The 23,189-nt window shown below is 41.8% G+C and carries 17 protein-coding genes and 1 tRNA gene; all 18 read left to right on the forward strand.

Going from position 1 to position 23,189, the window contains the following annotated elements; genetic code table 11:
* The first annotated feature begins 47 nt into the window (after positions 1–47).
* The gene (gene tilS / locus G628_RS0107990) at positions 48–1,472 is read left to right on the forward strand and encodes a tRNA lysidine(34) synthetase TilS (protein WP_027208891.1); all 1,425 of its coding nucleotides are present in this window, start codon (positions 48–50) and stop codon (positions 1,470–1,472) included.
* Positions 1,465–1,989, forward strand: a complete 525-nt coding sequence (gene hpt, locus G628_RS0107995) for a hypoxanthine phosphoribosyltransferase (RefSeq protein WP_026656349.1) — start codon at positions 1,465–1,467, stop codon at positions 1,987–1,989. Before tilS ends, hpt begins: the two co-directional genes overlap by 8 nt.
* A gap of 43 nt (positions 1,990–2,032) precedes the next feature.
* Positions 2,033–3,892 (forward strand): ATP-dependent zinc metalloprotease FtsH, encoded by a 1,860-nt coding sequence (gene ftsH, locus G628_RS0108000; protein ID WP_026656350.1) that lies wholly within the window; start codon positions 2,033–2,035, stop codon positions 3,890–3,892.
* A 254-nt stretch (positions 3,893–4,146) separates the two neighbouring features.
* Entirely contained in the window at positions 4,147–6,240 is a 2,094-nt protein-coding gene (locus G628_RS16805) for a glycoside hydrolase family 13 protein (RefSeq protein ID WP_026667289.1), read from the forward strand.
* A gap of 116 nt (positions 6,241–6,356) precedes the next feature.
* Entirely contained in the window at positions 6,357–7,220 is an 864-nt protein-coding gene (gene fba, locus G628_RS0108010; RefSeq protein ID WP_026656351.1) for a class II fructose-1,6-bisphosphate aldolase, read from the forward strand.
* An 84-nt stretch (positions 7,221–7,304) separates the two neighbouring features.
* Entirely contained in the window at positions 7,305–7,808 is a 504-nt protein-coding gene (locus G628_RS0108015; RefSeq protein ID WP_026656352.1) for a GreA/GreB family elongation factor, read from the forward strand.
* Between the two features lie 25 nt (positions 7,809–7,833).
* The gene (locus tag G628_RS0108020) at positions 7,834–8,340 is read left to right on the forward strand and encodes a flavin reductase (RefSeq protein WP_027208892.1); all 507 of its coding nucleotides are present in this window, start codon (positions 7,834–7,836) and stop codon (positions 8,338–8,340) included.
* Between the two features lie 27 nt (positions 8,341–8,367).
* Positions 8,368–9,663, forward strand: a complete 1,296-nt coding sequence (locus G628_RS0108025; protein ID WP_026656354.1) for an ABC transporter substrate-binding protein — start codon at positions 8,368–8,370, stop codon at positions 9,661–9,663.
* A gap of 17 nt (positions 9,664–9,680) precedes the next feature.
* Entirely contained in the window at positions 9,681–12,779 is a 3,099-nt protein-coding gene (locus G628_RS18110; RefSeq protein WP_051199094.1) for a response regulator, read from the forward strand.
* Positions 12,780–12,867: 88 nt separating this feature from the next.
* A complete protein-coding gene (locus G628_RS0108035) occupies positions 12,868–14,070 on the forward strand; it encodes an FprA family A-type flavoprotein (RefSeq protein WP_026656355.1) in 1,203 nt (400 codons plus the stop codon).
* Between the two features lie 61 nt (positions 14,071–14,131).
* Positions 14,132–15,790 (forward strand): DUF5722 domain-containing protein, encoded by a 1,659-nt coding sequence (locus G628_RS0108040; protein ID WP_026667286.1) that lies wholly within the window; start codon positions 14,132–14,134, stop codon positions 15,788–15,790.
* Positions 15,791–15,865: 75 nt separating this feature from the next.
* Positions 15,866–16,939: an AAA family ATPase gene (locus G628_RS16815; RefSeq protein ID WP_051199095.1), complete on the forward strand. Its 1,074-nt coding sequence runs from the start codon at positions 15,866–15,868 to the stop codon at positions 16,937–16,939.
* A gap of 71 nt (positions 16,940–17,010) precedes the next feature.
* Positions 17,011–17,084: transfer RNA gene (locus G628_RS0108050), tRNA-Pro, on the forward strand.
* A gap of 116 nt (positions 17,085–17,200) precedes the next feature.
* Positions 17,201–18,337, forward strand: a complete 1,137-nt coding sequence (locus tag G628_RS18115; RefSeq protein ID WP_027208893.1) for a helix-turn-helix domain-containing protein — start codon at positions 17,201–17,203, stop codon at positions 18,335–18,337.
* A 138-nt stretch (positions 18,338–18,475) separates the two neighbouring features.
* On the forward strand, positions 18,476–18,793 hold the full coding sequence (locus G628_RS0108060; RefSeq protein WP_027208894.1) for a hypothetical protein: 318 nt from the start codon (positions 18,476–18,478) through the stop codon (positions 18,791–18,793).
* A 90-nt stretch (positions 18,794–18,883) separates the two neighbouring features.
* Positions 18,884–19,807, forward strand: a complete 924-nt coding sequence (locus G628_RS0108065) for an AAA family ATPase (protein ID WP_027208895.1) — start codon at positions 18,884–18,886, stop codon at positions 19,805–19,807.
* Complete coding sequence (locus G628_RS0108070; protein ID WP_027208896.1) at positions 19,804–20,874, forward strand: DUF58 domain-containing protein; 1,071 nt, start codon at positions 19,804–19,806, stop codon at positions 20,872–20,874. Before G628_RS0108065 ends, G628_RS0108070 begins: the two co-directional genes overlap by 4 nt.
* 64 nt (positions 20,875–20,938) lie before the next feature.
* Entirely contained in the window at positions 20,939–23,068 is a 2,130-nt protein-coding gene (locus tag G628_RS0108075; protein WP_027208897.1) for a transglutaminase-like domain-containing protein, read from the forward strand.
* Positions 23,069–23,189 lie beyond the last annotated feature (121 nt).

Below are 23,189 nucleotides of genomic sequence, written 5' to 3' on the forward strand. Positions count from 1 at the left end.
CAGACAATGATACGGGTACGTATAGGTCTGCGCTTTAATTTTTCAATATGAACAGATTCGAAAACACCGTACTAAACTATATAAGAGCCAATAAAATGGCAGTTTCCGGAGAAAAGATCCTTGTGGGATTTTCGGGAGGAGCGGATTCTGTCGCACTTTTGCTGGTTTTGTATAAGTTAAGAGAGCTCCTTGGCATCGGGCTTGTTGCGGTCCATGTGAATCACGGGATCAGGGAAGAAGCGGGAAAAGACGCAGAGTTTACCCGTAGCTTCTGTGAAGAACGGGGAATACGTTATTATCTGGTGGAAGAGGATGTCCCCGGAATTGCAAGAGAAAATAAGCTGACCGAAGAAGAAGCGGGACGGAATGTAAGATACGAGGCTTTTCGCAAGATAGCTGAGAAAGAGGGCGCCGTTAAGATTGCGGTTGCACATCACAGAAACGACGTGGCAGAGACACTTCTTTTAAATCTCCTTCGAGGAACGGGGCTTCATGGTGCGGGTGCCATACGTGCCGTTAGGGATAATGTGATAAGGCCCTTATTGTGCGTTACGAGACAGGAAATTGAGGAGTATCTTGCGGGAGAAGGAATATCTTTTTGCCACGATGCTACCAACGACGAGAGTATCCATACGAGGAACAAGGTCAGAAACGAGCTTATTCCTTATATGACCGATAATATAAATGCAGAGGCGGTAAAGCATCTGTGCAGAGCAGCGTCTGATTTTGCCCTCGCGGATGACTTTATATGTAAGGTCACGGGAGAGCTTTTTGACAAGGCTTGTACCTTTGACGGAAAAAGTGTCAGAATAGAGTTGAAGGTTCTTAAGAGCGTAGATCTTTTTATCCAAAAGAACGTGATCTTAAGGTGTTTCGAGATGCTTACACCAAACAGGAAAGACATAACGGCAAGTCACGTTGATGCGGTGACGGATATCATGGTATCGGAAAGCGGGACGGCGTATGTCGACCTTCCGTACGGGCTTGTCGCAAAGAGAGAGTACGACATACTTACTCTTTCGAAGAAAGTGGTGGAAAGCCTTGATAATTCGCTTGTTATAGATTTTTTTGACCGGGTAAAAAAAGACGGTGAGGCAGGTTATGACATTCCGGGACTTGGAAGGATGGAGGCAAGCGTCAGAGAGTTTGTAAAAGGCTCAAGTATTCCGCGCGGTACGTATACTAAATGGTTCGATTGTGATAGAATACAAGCAGCCGTTTTTAGATGCAGAAGACCCGATGATTATATATTTATTGAGACGGGAAGCGGCATTCATAAGAAAAAGCTGTCGAAGTTCATGACAGATGTCAAAATTCCTATAGACAGAAGAGACAGTATCTATGTAATGGCTGACGGAGACCATGTTTTGTGGGTTCCGGGGTACAGAATAAGTGCTAATACCAAGGTGAGTGAAGATACAAAAAGTATTTTGGCTATAAATTTTTTGGATGGAGGAAATTACTGTGGCTGAATCAGTTCGCGTTTTATTGACAGAAGATGAAGTTGACAAGAGGATAAAGGAGCTTGGGGAAGCAATCAGCAGAGATTATCAGGGTGAGACAGTGCACCTTGTATGTGTTTTAAAGGGCGGAGTGTTCTTTATGTGTGAGCTTGCAAAGCGTATCACAGTCCCTGTTACGATGGATTTCATGTCAGCATCAAGCTATGGCAGTTCAACTAAGTCAAGCGGTGTAGTTAAGATTGTAAAGGATCTTGATGAACCTCTTAAGGACAGACATGTTATTATAGTAGAGGATATTGTTGATTCGGGAAGAACGTTGTCTTATCTTATCAAGATGCTCGGCGACAGAGAGCCTGCAAGCATCAAGCTTTGCACACTCCTTGATAAGCCTGAGCGCAGAGTTACAGATGTAAAGGTGGACTATACGGGATTTAATATTCCCGATGAGTTTGTTGTAGGATACGGACTTGACTACGATCAGAGATATCGTAACCTTCCGTATATCGGAGTAGTAGAATTTAATTGATAAAGGCGTCATAAAAAAGCTTCCGAAAGGGGAACATAAGCAATTGAACCGGAATAAAAGTTTTAATTCAATTTTTCTATTTGTAGTAGTATTACTTGTTTGCGTGATATTCATCGAATATGGCAAGAGTTTTATTTCAAGCCAGTCAGGCGCATATTCCATGAATGAATTTGAGCGCGATCTTAATGCAGATACAGTCGCATATGTAATGATCATGCCCAATTCCGAGACACCTACAGGTTCTGTAAGAGTAAGCTTCAACAACGCGGCAGATGATGTGACATTCTACACAACTGATGTGACCAAGGTTGAGAGCATTTGTACAGAAAAGGGTGTTAAGACAGAGGTAAAAGACATTCCGTCTGAGAATGTACTTATAAATGGAATCATTCCCGTTATAGTGGGACTTATCGTAATGGTATTCGTTTTCTCGATGTTTAGCAATATGCAGGCGAGCAGTTCGGGAAACAGCCGAATGATGAACTTTGGAAAGAGCAGAGCCAAATTATCCACAGGTGATGAAAACAAGGTCAAGCTTAATGATGTAGCGGGACTTAAGGAAGAAAAAGAGCAGCTTGCTGAGATAATCGAATTCTTGAAGGATCCAGGCAAATTCACGGCTGTCGGAGCCAGAATTCCCAAGGGTGTTCTACTTGAAGGTGCACCCGGAACAGGTAAGACACTCCTTGCAAGAGCCGTTGCAGGTGAAGCGGGCGTTCCGTTCTTTAGTATTTCAGGTTCCGATTTCGTAGAAATGTTCGTTGGTGTAGGTGCATCCAGAGTAAGAGATCTTTTTACCGAGGCTAAGAAGAATGCGCCTTGCATAATCTTTATTGATGAGATTGATGCGGTTGCAAGACGCCGCGGTACAGGTATGGGCGGAGGACACGACGAGAGAGAGCAGACACTTAACCAGATGCTTGTCGAGATGGACGGCTTTGGTGTGAATGAGGGTATTATCGTAATGGCTGCCACAAACAGAGTAGATATCCTCGATCCTGCCATATTAAGACCCGGACGATTTGACAGAAAGATTACGGTAACAAGACCTGACATTGGTGAAAGAGAGGCAATCCTTAAGGTTCATGCACATAATAAGCCTCTCGGAAGCGATGTGGATCTTAAGCAGCTTGCTCAGACAACTGCCGGATTTACAGGCGCAGATCTTGAGAACCTTCTTAATGAAGCAGCTATAAATGCGGCGGTAGACAGCAGGAAGTTTATTACTCCCGCTGATATAAACAGAGCGTTTACTCAGGTTGGAATCGGAACTGAGAAGCACAGTAAGATCATTTCCGAGAAGGAAAAGAAGATAACGGCTTATCACGAGACAGGTCATGCGATCCTGTTCCACCTTCTTCCGGATGTAGGCCCTGTGCATACAATATCTATCATTCCTACAGGACTTGGCGCAGCAGGCTATACAATGCCTCTTCCCGAGAATGATGATATGTTCCTTACAAAGAACAAGATGCTTCAGGAGATCATGGTATCTCTCGGTGGAAGAATCGCAGAAGAGATCATCTTCGGTGATATTACAACAGGTGCATCAAGCGACATCAGAAAAGCTACACAGGAAGCCAGAAGCATGGTTACCAAGTACGGAATGTCAGAGACCATCGGTGTTGTAAACTACGATGATAATGAAGAAGACGTATTTATCGGCTATGATATATCTCATTCAAAGAAGCACAGTGAGCTTATGTCAGGCGAGATTGATAAAGAAGTAAAGACCATAATAGACAAGTGTTACGCAAAGGCAAAAGAGATTATTCTTAAGTATGAGGACATTCTGCACAGCAGTTCAGCACTCCTCATAGAAAAGGAGAAGATCGGAAGAGAAGAATTTGAAGCATTATTCGAAGGTCACAACGTTGATATCGATTATGCATTAGAAATCTGATTGTGAAAATTGCACAAAAACTCATAGCTGTTTTTGATAAATTTGTGAAGTGTTAGTCTTTACGCGGGTTTGGGTGGGTGTTAGTATAATATGCGTAACCCCCCAATACATTATATAGTTTTTTGCTATACCCCATAAGAAAGAAATACCTTCTCTTAGAAAAGACAGCTATGCTGTCTTTTTTGCTTTATATACGAATATTTCGGAGTCTACGCGGCCTAAATGTGCGCGAATATGACCGGTGGGAATGACTTATGAATGAGAGAGCGTTTTTCCATGATATGACCTTAGACTACCTAAGGCCTGCGGAACCGGACAAAAACAGAAAGGTAGATATACGATTCAGATGCAGGAGGGCTGAGGCATCTGAAATTATTCTCGTGTGGAAAGGCGAAAGACATCCCATGACATGTTCGGAGACATCGGGAGAGTTTGATTATTACGATGCATCCGTAAATGTAGGTGAAGAGCCTACGAGTTATTTTTTTGAAATCGAAGGAATGGACGGTAGCTTTTTTTACTATGATAAGAGAGGCGCCGTTACCAATATAATGGAAAGCATGAATTTCAAGGTATATCCCGGCCTGTCAACGCCCAAATGGGCCAAGGGTGCGGTGATATATCAGATATTCGTGGAAAGATTCTGTAACGGAGACAAGGATAACGACGTTGTTTCCGGTGAATATTCTTATAACGGAAGAAACGTGCTGAAAGTAGGTGAGTGGGAAAGATACCCCGATCCTCAGTATGATTTCGGAGAGTTCTATGGCGGCGATCTTAAGGGCGTTATGGATAAGCTTGATTATCTCAAGGATCTTGGGATAGATGCGATCTATTTTAACCCGCTGTTTGTATCGCCTTCCTGTCACAAGTATGATACCCAGGATTATGATCATATAGATCCTCATTTCGGCAAGATTGTTGAGGATGGTGGAAGCGTGCTTGGAAATAATGAGCATGATAACACAAAAGCAACCAAATATATCAAGCGTGTTACCGATCAAAAGAACCTTGAAGCGAGTGATAAGCTATTTGCAGAGCTGGTAAGCGAAGCGCATAAACGCGGTATCAAGGTTATATTGGACGGTGTGTTCAATCACTGCGGTTCATTTAATAAGTGGATGGACAGAGAGAGGATTTACGAGAACAGCAAGGGATATGAGCCGGGCGCCTATGTTTCTAAGGACAGTCCTTATCATGATTTCTTTGCTTTTACGAGAGATGCCTGGCCATATAATCCGCACTATGACGGCTGGTGGGGATATGATACGCTTCCCAAGCTAAATTACGAGGGCTCTAAGAAGCTTGAAGAATATATATTAAACATTGGAAGAAAGTGGGTTTCACCTCCGTATAACGCAGACGGATGGAGACTTGACGTTGCGGCCGATCTTGGACACTCGCAGGAATATAATCATTATTTCTGGAAGAGGTTTAGAGAAGAGGTAAAAAAAGCAAATCCTAAGGCGATAATCCTCGCTGAGCAGTATGGCCCCGCTGCGAGCTGGCTTATGGGCGATGAGTGGGATACGGTTATGAACTATGATGCTTTCATGGATCCTGTAACATGGTTCCTTACGGGAATGGACAAGCACAGCGATGAGTTTAAGCCGACGCGTATAGGAAATGCCAGGGAGTTTTTTGATACGATGTTATATATAGGAGGCGAGAATTTCACTATGCCTTCCTTGTATACGGCAATGAATGAGCTGTCCAATCACGACCACTCGAGATTCCTTACAAGGACGAGCCAAAAGGTCGGAAGGAGCAGCACGCTTATGGCGTCTTCGGCAAATACAGGAATAAGTAAGCCTGTAATGCGCGAAGCGGTGATGATCCAGATGACATGGCCCGGTGCGCCGACGATATACTACGGTGATGAGGTCGGCCTTTGCGGATTTACGGACCCCGATAACAGGAGAACTTATCCGTGGGGCAAAGAAGACCTTGAGATGCTTGAATATCACAAGAAGATGATAAAAATTCACAAGAAGCATAAGGAATTCTCGGAAGGTTCGATAAGAGAAATGTACGCAGACTTTAATTTCCTTGCATACGGAAGATTTAACAGGACAGCGGCATCTATTGTTGTGATAAACAACAATGAATATGAGGTTACCAAAGAAATCGATGTTATGCCCATAGGAATTCCGAAGGAAGCGCTTCTTACACAGCTTATGCTTACCGACGGAAAGGGATTTATCGATAAACCAAGCAATATGAGGGTAAAAGACGGTATTCTTACGGTTACGGTATCGAGAAAATCGGGACTGATCCTTAGGTACGACAGCACCGCACCTTCGTCATCAGAAGGATTCTGGGCTGACAACTTCATCAGCTTTGAATGATTGTGAAATGATTAACTTTATTTTTTAGGAAGGTAAGTATATAATAGATTTAGTCGTTCAATAAGGCGTGGGGATAATGTAGCGCCTACAAAAATATAATGTAAGGGAGATAAACTATGTTAGTATCCGCAAAAGACATGCTTGTAAAAGCAAAAGAAGGTCACTACGCAGTAGGCCAGTTTAACATCAATAACCTTGAGTGGACAAAGTCTATCCTGTTAACAGCTCAGGAGCTTAATTCTCCTGTTATCCTTGGTGTATCTGAGGGCGCAGGTAAGTACATGACAGGATTTGAGACAGTATCAGCAATGGTTAAGGCAATGGATAAGTGCCTTGGAATTACAGTTCCCGTTGCGCTTCACTTAGATCATGGTACATACGACGGATGTTATAAGTGCGTTGAGGCCGGATTCACATCAATCATGTTTGATGGCTCACATTATGATATCGAGGAGAACGTTGCTAAGACAACAGAGCTTGTAAACGTTGCTCATCATCTCGGACTTTCTATCGAGGCAGAAGTTGGTTCAATCGGTGGAGAGGAAGACGGAGTAGTTGGAATGGGTGAGTGTGCAGATCCCAACGAGTGTAAGAGAATCGCTGATCTTGGCGTAGATATGCTTGCTGCAGGTATCGGTAACATTCATGGTAAATATCCTGAAGGATGGCCGGGACTTAGATTCGACGTTCTCGATGCTATCCAGCAGAAGACAGGAGCAATGCCTCTCGTTCTTCACGGTGGTACAGGAATTCCTGCAGAAATGATCAAGAAGGCTATCTCACTTGGTGTATCAAAGATCAACGTTAACACAGAGTGCCAGCTTTCATTCGCAGAAGCAACACGTAAATATGTTGAAGCAGGTAAAGATCTTGAAGGTAAGGGATTTGACCCTCGTAAGCTTCTTGCTCCCGGTGCTGATGCTATCAAGGCTACAGTTAAGGAGAAGATGGAGCTCTTCGGATCAGTTGGAAAGGCTTGATCGTTTATTTCCGTGGGCAACTTATAAAATTAACGAGGCGAAGCCGTTTGGCTTCGCCTTTTTATCAACTACAGAGGTGAAAATATGCATAACGAACTTACAAAAAAAGATATAGAGGACATGGAAGCGGAGATTGAACACCGCAAAGTTGTTGTGAGAAAGGAACTTCTTGAGCATGTAAAGGAAGCTCGTGCACAGGGCGATCTTTCTGAGAACTTCGAGTATTACGCAGCCAAGAAAGCCAAGAACCAGAATGAGAGCAGAATCAGATTCCTTGAGAGAATGATCAAGACCGCTAAAGTAATTGATGACGACAGCAAAGAAGATCAGGTCGGAATGAACAAGTCGGTTACGGTTGTTCTTGACGAAGATAAGAGCGAAGAAACGTATAAAATAGTTACAACAATGCGACAGAATTCTCTTAAGGGACTTATCAGCATCGAGTCCCCGCTTGGAAAACAATTACTTGGACATAAAGTAGGAGACCATGTTACTATTAAAGTAAGTGAAGAATATAGTTACGGTGTAACGATAACAAAAATAGAAAATACAGGATTAACTGATAACGACAAAATAAGAGATTTCTAATCGGTATTTCCGAGATGGAGGTATTATGCACGCATTTCAACCGGTAAAACCTGAAGATATCGAAGAGGGTGCGTACAGTTTTGTTGGACAGAAGATAATTATTACCTGTAAGAATGGCGAAAAAATAAATGCAGTCTCCGCTCCTTGGGGCGGAGTGGGATACGTATGGAATAAAAGAGTCACTTTCATATTTGTTCGCGCAAACAGATATACAAGAGAGTGCATTGATAAATCAGGGGAATATTCCATAAGCTTTGTGGATCAGGAGGCTTATCGCGGAGTTCTTAAATACCTTGGAATGGTATCGGGAAGAGATGAGGATAAGATTGCCGGATCCAGGCTTAACGTCAATAGCTATGAAGGAATACCTTTTATTGATGAAGCCAATGAGGTAATACCCTGCAAAGTTTTATATGCGCATCCCTTTGATGAGAGCAGTTTTATTGATAAGAGTATAATCCGCGACCTGCATCTTGATAATGATCGGTACATTATGTATGTGGGTGAGGTACAGACGATATTGTTGAAATAACAGATCAGGCTATCTTATGAGGAATATATGAAGAACGTCAAAATGCTAAGGCTCTTTTTAGACATATTCATTTCTGTCACGGTTACGATGTCTTTTTTGTGCAGTTGTGCAGAAGTATCTGATAATGCACAACAGGTTGTTCTTGCGCCAAAAGAGGAGAATACCCGTAAAGAAATACGTATTGCTACGTGGTACGAGGATTCTTATATCACAAATTTCAAAGCCTATCTGGCTGAAAGATTTCCCAAATATGATTTTGAATATACGTATGTACAGCGAACCAACTATGAGTCTGTGATCGATTCACAGATTTCTTATGATGGTGCGGCCGATATCATCTTTGTAACAGAAAATATGGCCAAAAGATACGCAAGAGGCGGATATCTTGTGCCTCTTACAAAGATGGTCAACGGATTTGACGAAGAAGCACTCGATAAATTCAAATATATGGATGAATATTATGCGATTCCGGGTGTCAGCGCGTATGAATGTTTTTATATAAACAAAGATTATTTTGAAAAGTTCAGTTTTAAACCGCCTTCAGAATATATGGATTTCTATGATATGTGCGCAACAATACGAAAGCACGGAATGAAACCGTTGTCATCCGGATTAAAGGATAAAGAAGGCCTTGCAAGCAGTGCAATGGCAATAATGCAGGCGTCTTACTTCAGAACTCCTGAAGGTGAAGACTTTGGAGAAAGACTCGGGCAGGGAAAAGCCTCTTTTTACGAAGAGGTATATCCGCACATGGAAATGTGGTACAAGATGATCGAGGATGAGATCTTTACCAAAGACATGTGTCTTATGGATAAAAAGGCGGCGATAAAAGAGTTTGCGGATGGTAAGACAGTTCTTTTATCCGGTGGACCTGAGGATTATAACCAGATATACAAAGAAAATCCTTCAATAAATCTGGGGACGATAGCGTTCGGCGGAAAGGATGACGGAACGGAACTTTTGACGGGCGGATGCGAATATGGTTTTGCGGTGGTAAACGACGGCGATAATGTCAGTGATGTAGTGGAGGTTGCAAGGTCTTTAACCACGCTTATGGGACAGAAGGCAATCTGGAAAGATTCGCCGGGCAGCAAAACCTATCTTAAGAATGTCAAATTTGATTCGCCGCATGAGTTCGACAATTTACAAGATGCGCTTGAGAACAATCTTTATTTGCCCTATACGGGATGGGGATATTACAGCAGAGAGATTTCTGTTGAGCTTGAAAATGAGTTCCAGCAGGTGTTGCTTGGAAGGGAAAATCTTGAAGATGCTTTTAAGAGGATAGACGAGAAGGTTAAAGCGATCGTTGAAGGCAACTGATGTCTAGAGGAAAAAGTATGGACGGCTTACTTAAACTTTTAAAACTAAGAAGCATAAAGCATAAGCTTAAAGCTATTTTTGCCATGCTTGTAGTACTGCCTATTATTATCATCGGTATTTATGCATATGTGGTTTCCAAGAGCAATGTTACGGAGCTTACGAAAGCATCTATGCAGGGAAGTGCCGAGGTAATATTTAATGGCATAGAAACGGGGGTAAAAAGAGAGACTGATGTAATCAAGTTTTTTTCATATGAGGAAGCATTCAGAGGCGCCCTCGATCATGCAGATGCAGATCCATACACTCTTTCAGCCGAGATGACGGAAACAATCGAGCCGCTTATATGGTATTACATCGGAAGTGACAACGACATTGAAGAAATACATATCTATTCGGAAAAGATAAAGGAGGATAGGATAGGCGAATTCTTAAGTTATCCCGAAGATGAAGAAGTAAAAAAGTGGTATGAGATGTGCAAAAGTGAAAACGGAAGCATATGGGTTATGAACGGAAAGGGAGATGTGTATATCATAAAATCTCTCCTTGATGCGGCGACCACTTCCAAGATGATCGGAATGATAACTTTAAAGGTGGATAAAAAGAGATTTTTTTCAGCTACCACGAGTACAAGGTATATGGACAACGGACTTGCAATCGTTGATTCATCAAATAAGATAGTCACCAAAAAGGAACTTAGAAGCAGTGAACTGGACAGAAAAGTAATAGAAGATATTTTGGAAGGTAAATATGCAGAACTTGACGGGTTTAAGTCGACAGATGATTACCTGATAATCAAGGCCGGAGAAATGAATAACGGCTGGAAGCTTTATTATTATATCGACAGCAGGGAAATGCTTGCGGATGAGATCACGATTCTTTTGGGTGACCTTATCATAGCCATTACAATCCTCGTACTTGGGTTTGTTATAGCATCGCAGATGGCAAATCGTCTGTGCTCAAGAATTGAAGGACTGAATATCATTGCCGAAGACATAAAACGAGGCGACTTTGAAGTGGCCATTGTCGATGAGGAAAAAGACGAGATAGGACAGCTGTATGATGCGATGATAAGTATGGCTGCCCAGCTTAAGGCAATGGTTGATGAGATTAAGAGAAGGAACGAGAGGGAGTTGTTCCTTAAGGAAAATGATATCCATTACAGAGACTGGTTATTTGATTTCGTGGTTGAAAAAAACAACGATATTCTCGCGATTGTAAATGCCAAGAGTTTTGGTGTTGAATTTCTTACAGCCAATGCTGCGGATATTTTGGGTATTCCTTCAAAGGAACTTTTTAAGGATATAAGAAACATAAATATCGTGCAAAAACCCGGCAAAGATGACAGACTTAGTACGATATTTGAAAGGTGTGCCCAAACAGGTAAAGATGAGATCGTGGATGAGATAAAGCTGCATAACTTTATTCTCAATACGGACCTGTATTACAGAGGCGCTGTAGCCTGCACAATAGATGACAGCGGAAGAAGACTTGCGATAGCCCTGTATGACAGGACACAGGAGATGGAGAGAAACCATCAGCTTCAAGAGGCATTTAACGCGGCAGAAGCGGCTAACAAAGCGAAGACAAATTTCCTTGCAAATATGTCGCATGATTTCAGGACTCCTATGAATGCGATAACAGGCTTTACGCTTCTTATCGAAAAGCACTCGGATGAGCCCGAAAAAGTAAGGGAATATTCCAGAAAGATAAGCCTTGCGTCAAGGAGTTTGTTGGCTCTACTTAATGAAGTACTTGATATGAGTAAGATCGAGAGCGGAACGACTACACTTGATATCAAGGAAATGGCGATGGGAATACTCCTTGAAGAGATCAACTCAGTAATAGGATATCAGGCCAAGACAAAAAGGCAGAAATATATCGTTAATACAGAAGGACTTGAGCACGATGTATTTTTGGGTGACAAGCAGAGAATTAATGAGATCCTCATGAATATACTCAGCAATGCCATTAAGTATACAGGTGAGGGAGGAAGAATCGAGTTTACTATAATCGAGTCTGAATCGGCATCGGAAGGTTTTAGGGATCTGACCTTTATCGTAAAGGATAACGGCATAGGAATGAAGGCTGAGTACAAGGAGAAGATTTTCGAGGCTTTTTCAAGAGAAGAAAGTCATGTAAATAAAGAGATTCAGGGAACCGGCCTTGGAATGGCGATAACGAGAAATCTTGTAGAGCTTATGGGAGGCACTATAAGAGTAGAAAGTGAGGAAGGAAAAGGAAGTATTTTTACAGTCAATTTGAGGCTTCAGGCTGTGGATGAAGCAGACGTTGATTTCTGGAAGTGTCACGGCATAAGAAGGATTCTTTTTATCGACAGCAAACACAGTGAGTGTGAACAGCTTGCGGAGAAACTTAATATCGACGGTGTTGATGTGATGGAAGCGCCAACGGGATTTGGAGCACTTCATCTTATAGATGTCTGCCAGGCTGAGGATACACCTGTAGACCTTGTTCTTGTGGACCAGAAAGTACAGAATATGACGGCACCTGAAATTGTAAAGAATATCAGGGCAAAAGATAAGTCAAAATCAGCGACAACTTTGATCATAGTTATGGCGGATGATTTTGAGTCTATCGAAGACGAGGCAAAAGAGGCAGGGGCAAATGATCTTTTGCAGAAGCCACTCTTTATATCAAGTCTCAAGCAGTCGCTAAATGACATTGAAAAGAGGATAACGGAAGAAAAATATGAAGAGACGGAGAATCCGCTTAAAGGAATGAAATTCCTTGCTGTGGAAGACAATGATATCAACGCGGATATTCTGACAGAGCTTCTGGCTATGGAAGGAGCATCGGTTATAAGGTGCGTAAACGGACAGGATGCGGTAGAGAAAGTAAAGAGTTCAAAGGAAGGCGATTTTGACATGATCCTGATGGATATTCAGATGCCTGTTATGAACGGATACGAAGCGACTATCCTGATACGTGGCCTAAAGGACGAATGGGCGCAGAAAATACCGATAATTGCCATGACTGCAAACGCATATGCCGACGACATCCAAAAGAGTTATGATTCGGGAATGAATGCACACATTTCAAAACCTATAGATATAAGGGTTGTCGAAAAGACAATAATGGAGTTTAAAAAAGCGTGAAATTATGAGAAAATAGGGAGTACAGAGGCATACTGTAGTCCCTGTTTTTATATCATTGCAAATTATCTTTTTGAGAGGAGAGGCTTATATGAATGGCATAAAAAAAGTAATTGATGATATTTTCTGGATTGGAGGAAGTGACAGAAGACTTGCAAGATTTGAGAATATTTTTCCGATTCCCGAAGGCGTTTCATACAACAGCTATTTTATTGACGATGAGAAGACGGCAGTTTTTGACACTGCTGATATAACAATTTCAGACCAATATCTTGAGAATCTTAAGACAGTTATTTCGGGTAAAAAATTGGACTATCTTGTGGTACTTCATATGGAGCCCGATCACTGTTCTCTTATAAACACTGTAGTTACGATGTTTCCTGAGGTTACAGTGGTCAGCTCGAGCAAATCTTTTGAGTTTATGAAGCAGTTTTTTCCCGAGTCTGAAAACTATAAAAAATTGGAAGTAAAAGAGGGGGATGAACTCTCAACAGGAAAGCATACATTCAAATTTGTTGCTGCTCCCATGGTTCATTGGCCCGAGGTATTGATGGCATATGATGTTACATCGAAAGCTCTTTTCGCTGCAGATGCATTCGGTACATTCGGAGCACTCGATGGCGGACTGTTTGCGGATGAGTATGATTATGAGAACGATTTCCTTAATTCCGCAAGAAGATATTACGCGAACATTGTAGGTAAGTATGGCATGCCGGTTCAGACAGTTCTTAAGAAGGCGGCAGGACTTGATATTAAGTTGATACTTTCACTTCACGGTCCCGTATGGAGAGAAAATATAGGCTGGCTTCTCGATAAATATCAGAAGTGGAGCACATATACGGCAGAGACGGATGATATCGCAGTTGTTTACGGAAGTCTTTACGGACATACAGCGAGCGCTGCAGAGGCCGTTGCAGCTTCTGTAAGAGAAAAGACAGGAAAGAACGTTAAAGTATATGACGTTTCAGGTACAGATGTGTCATATCTTATAGGCGAAGTTTGGAGATGCAGTAAGATAGTTCTTATCTGTCCTACATATAACGGCGGAATCTATCCTCCGATGGAAGCGTTCATAAACGATATGATCGCGCTTGGAGTTCAGAACAGGATATTTGCCCTCGGACAGAACGGAACATGGGCACCTGTTACGGTTAAGCTCATGACAGATAAACTTGCAACACTTAAGAATGTCAAAATACTTGAACAGAATCTGACTATTAAGAGTGCTCTTTCTGCAGGTGATACGGATGCAGTTCAGGCATTTGCCGATGCTGTTGCAAATTCAAGCTTTTAAGTATAAACTCAAAAAAGAAATTTAATATTAGAAATATCGTAATACGATGTGGAGGAAGGTTGTGAAAAGAAGTAATACTTTTAAGATGATCATCGGTATCATAATGACAGCGGGAGCGGTTCTTGGTGCAGCTGGTACATATGATACTTTAAACGGGGAAAACGGCAGTGTTGCAGAAGCTGCAGGAAGAGTAGTAAGTATTGATTCATGTACTATTTCCGGAGACAGTGTTGTTGTTAATGTTTCTGCAAGCAGTTTGCCGGGATCTGATGACGGCAAATATTATCTTTATGCAGATGAGGTTTATCAGGACGGCGTAACAGGTAATGTTGTGGCAACAACAGAGAAGGGTAAGAGTGCTACTTTTAAGTTTGACCTTGCACTTGGAACAAAAGAGTCAAATCTTTCCAAGAAATTCCTTGTTGCTGTAAAGAGTGGCGGATCAATGGTTCAGGTGAGTGATGAACACTATATCACAAATCCCGAAGCAATCGCATCCAAAACGGTCGGAAGAAACGACCATGGTATGAAGGGTATTCTTCCAAATGATGCGGACGCTGCGACATTTAAGGATCTCGGCGTAGCACAGATGGTATATAACCTCTACATGGGTGATATAGTAGGACCTTCAACAAACGGAGCTTATCCTACAACTGAGTTTGCATATGACGGAAAGACATATCAGTTTAATACGGCTGCACTTCAGCAGTATGACGGCTTTGTAAGATGGTGTTCGATCAATAACTTCCAGCTTACTCTTACTATTTTGAATAATAAGACAGCTGCAGGGGCAGATCTTATACATCCTCTTTCAAGAGATGAGCATGTATGTCCCGGATATGCAATGAATACCAAAGAGGATGAAGGTACACAGCACCTTAAGGCTATCGCAGCATTCCTTGCGCAGAGATATTCAGGCGGACAGTTTGGAACTGTTGATAACTGGGTAATCGGAAACGAGATAAATGCCAGAACAGAATGGTACTACATGGACTCAACAAATCTTGAGCTCAACGTAAGTGAGTATGTAAAGGCATTTAGAATATTCTACAACGGTATCAAGAGTGTAAATGCGAACGCAAGAGTATATAACTCTATCGATCAGGAGTGGAACAGAAAGTCAAATCCGGGATGTTTCCTTGCAAAAGAATATCTTGATAGATTTAACTATTATATGAGGCGTGAAGGAAACGTTGACTGGTCACTTTCGGTACATCCTTACAATGCACCTTTGTTTGACCCTTACGCTTGGAAGCAGCAGTCCCAGTATGTAAGCACATCTCTTGGTACACCATATATTACGATTGAGAATATCTATCTTCTTACAGATTATATGAACCGTGAGGAGATGCTTAATCCTGCAGGAAATGTAAGGCAGATCTCACTTTCTGAGATTGGTTATACTTCAAGCTTTGGCGAGGACGCACAGCTTGCGTCAATCGTATATGCATATACGATGGCTCAGAGCAATCCATATATCACAAGCTTTATCCTGTTCAGAGAGACAGATGATGCGCATGAAATGGAGAGCCATATAGCTCAGGGACTTAAAAACCTTGACGGAAGCAAGAAACAGTCTTATGATGCTTACAAGTATATGGATACAAAAGAGGCAGGAACTTACAAGGCAAAAGCATCCAAGATAATCGGACAGGATGTAGATGCTTTGGTGGCAAACAGAACATTTATGAGCAGAAACGGTTGGTTTTTGAACGACTGAGATTAACAATAGACTGAATTAGACTCGACACATCCGTAAGGATGTGTCGTTTACTATAAGTATGGAGTATTATTTATGAGCAAAGATCTTTTGGGAAGCCTTTATGGTGATTTCTTTTCTACACCTGTTTCCATGCCTTCAGCAGGGAAAGAAAACGTTAAGAAAGAAGATAGCGCTAAAGAGGCCGTTAGTGATAAGATTGTGGAAGATAAAGTCGATGCTATGAAAAATGCGCAGAATGCGCTTGATGAAGCAAAGGCTCTTTTTGCTGCTGACGGAAACCTTAATTCTTCGGAAGAAAAGAAGGATGAGGAACCTGAAGAAGATCCCATGGAGGCGCTTGAGAAACTCATAGGCCTTGGCTCCATAAAGGATGATGTAAAAGAACTCACCGCTTTTGTTAAGGTTCAGAAAGCAAGGCAGGAGCAGGGACTTAAATCTGTACCTGTTTCACTACACCTGGTATTTACGGGGAATCCGGGAACAGGAAAGACAACCGTTGCGAGAATAATCGCAAAGATTTATAAGCAGATAGGAGTTCTTTCAAAAGGACAGCTCGTTGAGGTGGACAGATCGGGACTTGTTGCGGGATATGTCGGACAGACTGCGATCAAGACTACCGAGCAGATAAAAAAAGCTATGGGCGGAGTCCTCTTTATCGACGAGGCATATGCACTTTCCCAGAAGGATGATGCTTTTGGACAGGAAGCCATAGATACCATACTTAAGGCAATGGAAGATAACAGAAAAGACTTTGTTGTGATAGTTGCGGGCTACACAGAGCCTATGAAGAAATTCATAGAAAGTAATCCGGGATTAAAGTCGAGATTCAACAAATATATCGAGTTCCCCGATTATTCGGTGGACGAACTTGAAGAAATATTTTACATGAACTGCAATAAATATGATTACAAGGTAGAAGAGGACGTTAAGCACCAGATCAGGGCACTTATAACTTCCAGAAAGATGGGAAGTATAGACAATTTCGCCAATGCCAGAGAGATAAGAAATCTTTTCGAAGAGATCATCACCAATCAGGCAAAGCGTGTATCCACTCTCGAAGCACCTTCAAATGAAGATATGATGACGATATGCCTTGACGATCTTAAGGAACTTAGCGGGTTAGAGAAGAAAGAGGCTGAAGAGTAACAAGGTATTGAAAAATAGTAATATGACTGATATAATCAGATTTGCTGTCAGATTTTTTTCAGGCAGCACTACGGAATGTGGCTCAGTTTGGTAGAGCGCTGCGTTCGGGACGCAGAGGCCGCAGGTTCGAATCCTGTCATTCCGACTCAGTATTTTCAAGGGTTTGCAGATTTGCAACCCCTTATTTTTTTATCTCAGTTCTAACTTTTTTCTAACTTTTTCTATTTATTTATCATAATGCAATAAAGGAGGCGCATCCCTATGAGACTTGAGCTAAGCCAAAACATCAAGAAGTACCGAAAAGAAATGAGCCTTACACAGGAAGAACTAGCTGAAACTTTTGGAGTTACAGTCGGTGCGGTATCAAAATGGGAAAGCGGAAGCACAGTTCCGGATATAATGACGATGATGGAACTTGCAGACTTTTTTAATGTTTCTATGGACGTTCTTTTGGGATATAATCTTTCCTCCAAAAGTATTGATGATATTTATCATAGACTATGCAACTTGACCACGGAACAAAAATTAGATGAGGCTGTCTTAGAAGCAGAAAAGGCTTTAGTCCGCTATCCCGCTTGTTTTAAGATAATCATGGCCTGTGCGACTTTGTATAATGTCCTCTTTATCAACGGCGGAAAAGAAGACGATGCCAAACATGCGGTGCAGCTTTATGAGCGAGCACTGAAATACTTCTCACAAAATGACAATTTGAGCGTCACTGAAGTTTCGATAAGAATGGATATCGCAAGATTAAAGAGTTTTAATGATACAGATGGCGCGTTGATCGAGTTTAACAAGATAAATCATATGGGAATAGCGGATATAGAAAGTGCGCGTTTGTTGTTTTCAAAGGGGGAGACTGAGGAAGCACTGGCCAGATGTACAAAAGCAATGCTTTATAATCTCATGAGAGAACATGACATAGCACTTAATATGTCTTCCATAGTTGCATCCCGAGGAACGAAAAAGGATTTTAAAGAAGCATATGACATTCTTGACAGAGGAATTGCATACATTGAATCTGCCGAAAACGGTAATATTTGCTATGCTACTAAACTAAAAATCAATCTTCTCATAATTAAAGCCATGACTCTGTGCCTTCTAAAAGAACATGATTCTATGAAAAGGCTTATCGATGAAGCCGGTGCGCTTGCAAAGAGATATGATGCAGATCCGAATAATGCATTTCATAACGGCATGAAATTTTGGCATGCAAAAGAGGATTTTACGCCGTATGGATTTGATGATCTGGGATCTTCTGCAATAGAAACTATTGAACTGTTATTTGCCGATACTCCCGAATTATATCCGGCAAAAGAAACAAAAGAGTATAAGGAAGCAAAGAAATATTGGCATAACGAAGCCAAAGAATATTGGCACAGTATTAAGGAACAATAACGGGTAAAAACTGACGATTTATTGATAAAATTGCCCTCTTGTAGTATTATATAGTCTGCAGGGGGTGTTTTTTCTGTCTTTTTTGAAAAAATGCATCTAAATGATAGTGTCTTTTTTTGTAGAAAGGGAGGACCTAGGATGAATTTGGAAGGAACAGAAAGAATAGACAATTTATGTAGGCGACTACGAAGAGCGAATTTAATAGCATTTATATTTACTTTTATTATTATCGCTGCAGTATTCACAGGAAGTTTTTTGTATAAAAAAACTGAACATAAGATCAAGAGCGTAAAGATCAATTACGCAACAGAACAGGAAATTCAGGACATTATAGGTTTTGAGGAATATGAAGACGGAAAATGGTTTAAGGGAAACCTTAAATATGACCATTCCGAAGATCTTGACTACGGTATGAAGTTTGCAAACTATACCGGGGTCTTGTATGAGACTAAATGATAAAAGCTGGGAGTTTTCGCTCCTAGCTTTTTCTATGCACTAAATATCGTTATAATAGTAATATAGGTCGAGTCGCAGGAGGTGTGCACTATGAATGAATCGGCGCAGAAGTTAAAGGACAGCATAGAAAAGAGAATAGTCGGAAAAGGTGATGTGATCGAGAAAATCATAATCGCACTTTTGGCAGGAGGCCATGTTCTTTTGGAGGATGTGCCGGGAGTTGGTAAGACGACGCTTGCAAAGGCGCTTGCGGATTCCGTGTCGCTTTCTTTTGCAAGGATTCAGTGTACTCCTGATACGATGCCGTCAGATATAACGGGTATTTCAATCTACGATTCGAAAAAAGGAGAATTCTCTGTGATGCCGGGACCTGTTGTGAGCAATATTGTCCTTGCGGATGAGATTAACAGAACCTCGCCAAAGACGCAGTCGGCTCTCTTGGAAGTAATGGAAGAGCACAGGGTTACTATAGACGGTAAACCTATTGATGTTCCGCAGCCGTTTATGGTAATAGGAACGCAGAATCCCGTGGATATGGCGGGAACGTATCCGCTTCCCGAAGCTCAACTTGACCGTTTCATGATCAAATTGTCGGTGGGATATCCTGATACGAAAGCATCGGAAGATATGGCGGAGAGATTTCTTTTGGGGCAGCTCCATGAAGAGACTGAATCCGTTCTTTCGGGAAAAGATATCCTGGATATGAGAAAAGACGTAGCTTCGGTCGCTGTAAAAGATAATCTTCGAAGCTATGCGGTAAATATTACAGATGCGACCAGAAATAAGCCGGAGATTGCAGTAGGTGCTTCGCCGAGAGCTCTTTTGTCCATGTTAAGATGCGCTCAGGCCAAAGCATACCTTGCGGGAAGAGATTATTGCATCCCTGAAGATATCGCAGATGCGGCTAAACTTACACTTCCTCACAGACTGATACTTACGAAAGAAGCAAGGCTCAGCCATATAACGAGCGAAGATCTGATCAAGACCATTCTTGGAAAAGTAATCGTACCATGAAGATAACAATTAATAAAAAAGGACTGATCATCTATCTTACAGCACTTGTAGCCGGCATAATATTTGCAAGTTTTTATGGCGGTCCTGTTGCTTATGCGCCACTTTTTGCGCTTCTTTTGATCATTCCTGTTTCGGTAATATATATTGTCTTAAATTATGCCTTTCTGAGAGTCTATCAGGAGGTCGAAGTCCACAAGCTCACCAAAGGTGAGGATCACAAGTACCGCACGCTTATCGAAAATGCGGGGGTTCTTCCTATTCACAATATGGAGATCGGCACATTCAAAAGCCGGTGTAATCTCTATGAAATTCCGGATAAAACAAAGCTTTCACTTGATATTCATGAGAAAAAAGAGTTGTTTTCGGGCATTAATTGCCTTTTTGCGGGAGTTTATGATGTCGGAATCGAGAATGTATCTTTTACAGATCCGTTTCATATTATTTCCGCTAGATTTAATATTCCGTATTCATTTAGGGCTGTTGTAAAGCCGAGGATAACTGAGATTGCAGGGAAGGCGCTGGACCTTGAGAACCTGTACAGCAGCCGCGGGCGTAAGAGTGAGAGGATTCTTGAAGACATTCCGGGAAATGACATACGTCCGTATATAAAAGGCGACAGTCTTTCGTCTGTTAACTGGAAAGCCTCAGCCAAGGCTTCAAAGCTGATGGTCAGAGTTCCTGACAAGATGGAAAAAAGAACGTTGTCTATCCTGATGAATGCCGATAATACGCCTGAACGTGAGCAGGATACGGATTTTCTCATAAAGCGTGATTATTTCCTTGAGTTTGTGGTTTCGGCGGCATGGCTGTTTGGAAATCAGGGAATTCCCGTGACAATCGTATATCCCGCAGGAACGGTAAGAGAGAAGCTTGTTGATTCGAGAGAGAGTTTCATGGATTTTTATAACGCGGTTTCAGACGGCGTGTTCTATTCATCGGATTTGGAATATACAAAAATCTGTGATCTGGCAAAAGCTTGCAGGAGTAATAAAAATGACAGAGAAACATGGATTGTTATCACTGAAAATCCCGGGGCGGGAGAAAATTTTATCAGTATTTGCGACTGAGGCGGTATGTACACTATTTGCCTTTTCTTTTGCTGCGGTTTTTTCAGAAATCATCAGAGGGGGTATGGGTGATAATGCATTTGCCGGAGACGTTTCTTTCCCATTTTGGGCGATAGTTTTCTTTATGTTGTTTACAGGACTTTACTATATATTCCGCCTCTTTGTTTCGGGAATTGCTTCGGCTGTCCTTTCAGCTGTTCCAGCTTTTTTCTTATTCTTTTTGTTAAAAGATTTATCGGCCATTCCGGTTCTTCTGCCTTCGATGGTCTTTGGCGTGGTTCTGAGGCTGGCGATTCATTTTATACCAAGTAGGGAAAAGAAACTTCTATATGCGGTTATTTTGTTGGATATTGTTGTAATTGGGCTTTTTATTGGAAAGAGTAGCTTTACGGGAGAAAATTTAGCAGAGAAAGTTATGTGCATATGCCTTGCAGCGCTGACACTTTCGGCTGTTCAGACTTTTTTCTTCGAAAAGAACAAGGCTTCGTTTCCAATTTATTATTTCCTGATCATTGCGATGGTTACGTTGATATTTCCTATGAAAAAAGAGCCTATAGACTGGAATAAAGTTGTTGATCTGGGTCAGAGGTTTGTCTACAGGATTGAAAGTATTGCTTCTGATGTATCTTACCGCTTTGCGTCTACTTTTGGAGATAGTTATACGGCAGGCTACAGTTCTTTTACCTCAACCGGAAAAAAGATCACAGAGGGCGAAAGAACGCAGCTTATTATCGAGTCTATAGACGCGCCTTATTATACATATTTGGATGAGGAGACGGGGAAAAATACAAAGCTTAGAAAGACGCTGTATCTTGCGGGCGGAATAGGAACAGATAAGGCGCAGTTTGCCGAATTTATAGCTTTTTTGTATGCAAATGGGACAGACAGGGAAAGGGCGCTGACGTTTACTGAAGTTTCGAACATTGACCTTGAGTATGCTTATATAGACACAAAGGATGTGATAGTGCCGTCGAGAGCGCTACTGGTGACCGAGGGCGAGAAAAAAGTTCGGGAAGGCGTCAGCGAAAAAGCTCACAGAAAGGGATATAGAATAAGTGTAAAGTATCTGGATATAGACTACGCAAGTCCTGAGCTTACCTCGATGTTAAAAGATGCGCCCACAGAACTTCCAAAGCTCACATATGATGAAGTATGCGACTATGTTAGTGGGCTATGGGGAATACAATTTACCGAGATGATGAGCCGTGATGAGTATGAGGAGGCTTTGGCTGAGATTGGGAACGGCGCAAAAAGCGAGTATCTGGACGTGACGGGAGTCACCCCGGAACTTAAGGAGCTTGCGGATAAGGTTACTTCAGGAGCTGAATCAGACTATGATAAATGCAGGTTTTTGGAGGAATATCTCAGACAGTATCCGTACAGCAAGGATGCAGTCGGAGGATATAATTCCGAATCAAATATGAGTACGGCGGAGGGAATGGCGGATATCGCGGAGAGATTTCTTTTTGATACGAAAAAAGGATATTGTGTCCACTATACATCTTCCATGATAATGTTACTGCGACTTTCGGGGATTCCTGCAAGGGCAGCAAGCGGATTTAGATATGCATTTCCTTTTGACAGGAAAGATAAATATGAAGTCAGTTCAAGGTGCGCACATGTCTGGCCTGAGGCTTATATTGAGAATGTTGGATGGATTCCGTTTGAGCCGACAGGGGCTTATTACGCTTTATCAGCTACTTCCTGGCATAGGAGCGGAGTTAATGCGGATGATGGATGGACTGCAGAATATCATGGCGGAATCAATCCGTATGATTCGTCAAAAATTCCTGCTCATGGTGATGAAGAGGGAGAAGATGAGAAAGTCTCCGCACTTTTGGCATTTAAGGTTTTTCTACCGACTGTAATCTTTACCGCGGCCATTATAATCATATTGGCTCTTGGAGTATATTTGATAAAGATTTTGCGCTACAGATACGCAACTCCCGGGCAAAAACTTTTTTACGATGTTGAACAGATAAAAAAGAGCCTTCTAAAGCGCTCGGGAGGAGCACTCACAGACAAGGGACTGTTGTTTGAGTTTACGGAAGCTGCACCCGAGGATATTCGGGAGGAACTTGGCAAAGTGTTTGATGTCTTTTACCGAGTGGTATACGGAAACGGGGATGGCACAGAGCCAACGGCTGAAGAAAATGAGCTTGCTTTTGAAATGCGAAAAAAATTAATGCGATAGAGTTTGGGGCTACAAAATAGATATATTGAGGGATAGTCAAACTTTTATATGGCTTGATTATCCCTTTAAAATAAAAAAAATAAATTTTTTGCGCACATTTATCATGCGGCTTACGTCTAAC

Origin of the sequence: Butyrivibrio hungatei NK4A153 (assembly GCF_000424465.1) — a bacterium.
GTDB lineage: Bacteria > Bacillota > Clostridia > Lachnospirales > Lachnospiraceae > Butyrivibrio > Butyrivibrio hungatei_A.

Coding starts and splice junctions, on each gene's coding strand:
- tilS (WP_027208891.1), top strand. CDS start 48: ATGAACAGATTCGAAAACACCGTACTAAACTATATAAGAGCCAATAAA.
- G628_RS16805 (WP_026667289.1), top strand. CDS start 4,147: ATGAATGAGAGAGCGTTTTTCCATGATATGACCTTAGACTACCTAAGG.
- fba (WP_026656351.1), top strand. CDS start 6,357: ATGTTAGTATCCGCAAAAGACATGCTTGTAAAAGCAAAAGAAGGTCAC.
- G628_RS0108015 (WP_026656352.1), top strand. CDS start 7,305: ATGCATAACGAACTTACAAAAAAAGATATAGAGGACATGGAAGCGGAG.
- G628_RS0108020 (WP_027208892.1), top strand. CDS start 7,834: ATGCACGCATTTCAACCGGTAAAACCTGAAGATATCGAAGAGGGTGCG.
- G628_RS0108025 (WP_026656354.1), top strand. CDS start 8,368: ATGAAGAACGTCAAAATGCTAAGGCTCTTTTTAGACATATTCATTTCT.
- G628_RS18110 (WP_051199094.1), top strand. CDS start 9,681: ATGGACGGCTTACTTAAACTTTTAAAACTAAGAAGCATAAAGCATAAG.
- G628_RS0108035 (WP_026656355.1), top strand. CDS start 12,868: ATGAATGGCATAAAAAAAGTAATTGATGATATTTTCTGGATTGGAGGA.
- G628_RS16815 (WP_051199095.1), top strand. CDS start 15,866: ATGAGCAAAGATCTTTTGGGAAGCCTTTATGGTGATTTCTTTTCTACA.
- G628_RS18115 (WP_027208893.1), top strand. CDS start 17,201: ATGAGACTTGAGCTAAGCCAAAACATCAAGAAGTACCGAAAAGAAATG.
- G628_RS0108060 (WP_027208894.1), top strand. CDS start 18,476: ATGAATTTGGAAGGAACAGAAAGAATAGACAATTTATGTAGGCGACTA.
- G628_RS0108065 (WP_027208895.1), top strand. CDS start 18,884: ATGAATGAATCGGCGCAGAAGTTAAAGGACAGCATAGAAAAGAGAATA.
- G628_RS0108070 (WP_027208896.1), top strand. CDS start 19,804: ATGAAGATAACAATTAATAAAAAAGGACTGATCATCTATCTTACAGCA.
- G628_RS0108075 (WP_027208897.1), top strand. CDS start 20,939: ATGGGTGATAATGCATTTGCCGGAGACGTTTCTTTCCCATTTTGGGCG.